At 69.3% G+C, this 1,281-nt stretch carries 1 protein-coding gene; it reads left to right on the top strand.

Features of this window, described 5'->3' with window-relative positions:
- Positions 1-50: 50 nt before the first annotated feature.
- Positions 51-1,274, top strand: a complete 1,224-nt coding sequence (locus ACQ1X7_RS19745) for an IS30 family transposase (RefSeq protein WP_432479951.1) — start codon at positions 51-53, stop codon at positions 1,272-1,274.
- Positions 1,275-1,281 lie beyond the last annotated feature (7 nt).

Genomic DNA, 1,281 nt, shown 5'->3' with positions numbered 1-1,281 from the left:
TGTGGGCTCAACCTTGAGTGCAACGCCTTGACATGATCGAGGTGTTGCAGATGGCTCGTCCTCCGTGGCCGTGTGAGGTGCAGAAGGCCTTCTGGCGGTGTGTGGCGGCCGGGGCGTCGACGGAGAGCGCGGCAGTTGCGGTCGGCGTGTCGCGAGCTGTGGCCTATCGCTGGTTCGCAGCATCGGGCGGTGTGATGCCTGCCCGCGAGATTCGCGCGTCCTTATCGGCGTCGTCGTGCTCCCACGGCCGACGACTCGGCCCCGCCGATCGGGAGGAGATCGCCCATCTGAAGAGGTTGGGCAGGTCGGTGACCCAGATCGCCGAGGCGGTCGGGTTCCACGAGGCCACCGTCTGCCGCGAGTTGCGCCGCAACACCAGCGGCGACCGCTACCGGGCCACCACCGCGCAGACCCTCGCGGACACGCGGGCGCGTCGATCCAAGCCGGCCAAGCTCGCTTCCCACGCCCGGTTGCGGGCCGAGGTGGAGCGGCGGCTGGAGCACAATGAGAGCCCCGAGCAGATCGCGAATCGGCTGCCGCTGGACTTTCCCGACGACCCGGAGATGCGTGTGTCGCACGAGACGATCTACACCTCGATCTTCGTCCAGGGCCGCGGCGCGCTGCGCCGTGACCTGGCCGGTCACCTCCGCACCGGGCGTGCGATGCGCAAGCCCCGCGCCCAGGCCCGTGCCCGCCGGGAGGCCGAGTGGCACGGGAGCCCGCTGCGCAATGTGATCTCGATCAGCGAACGCCCCGCCGAGGTCGAGGACCGGGCGGTGCCCGGCCACTGGGAAGGCGACCTGATCATCGGCGCTGGCAGCGCCTCGGCGATCGGCACGGTGGTCGAACGCGCCACCGGGTTCTTGCTGCTGTTGCACCTGCCCGGCGATCACACCGCGGTGACCATGCAGACCGCGATCTGCGAGCAGATGGCTCGACTGCCCGACACCCTGCGCCAGACGTTGACCTGGGACCGGGGCAGCGAGATGACCAACCACGCCCAGATCGCCGAGGCCACCGGCCTGACCATCTACTTCGCCGACCCGGCCTCACCGTGGCAGCGCGGCAGCAACGAGAACACCAACGGGCTCCTGCGCCAGTACTTCCCCAAGGGCACCGACCTGTCCCTATGGGGCCCCGGCTTCCTCGAGCAGGTCGCCCTGGAGATGAACAACCGACCACGCAAACGCCTCGGCTGGCGCACACCCGCCGAAGCGCTCGACGCGCTACTGTCCGAACACGACAACCCACCCGGTGTTGCACTCACCGGTTGAATCCACC

The organism is Nocardioides sp. GXQ0305 (assembly GCF_050880345.1).
In the GTDB taxonomy this organism is placed as follows: domain Bacteria; phylum Actinomycetota; class Actinomycetes; order Propionibacteriales; family Nocardioidaceae; genus Nocardioides.
Note: the sequence above shows the minus strand (reverse complement) of the source record. Positions and strands in the feature narration are given on the sequence as shown.

What these genes read in the sequence shown, in the direction of transcription:
- ACQ1X7_RS19745 (WP_432479951.1), top strand. Translation starts at nt 51, where the DNA reads ATGGCTCGTCCTCCGTGGCCGTGTGAGGTGCAGAAGGCCTTCTGGCGG.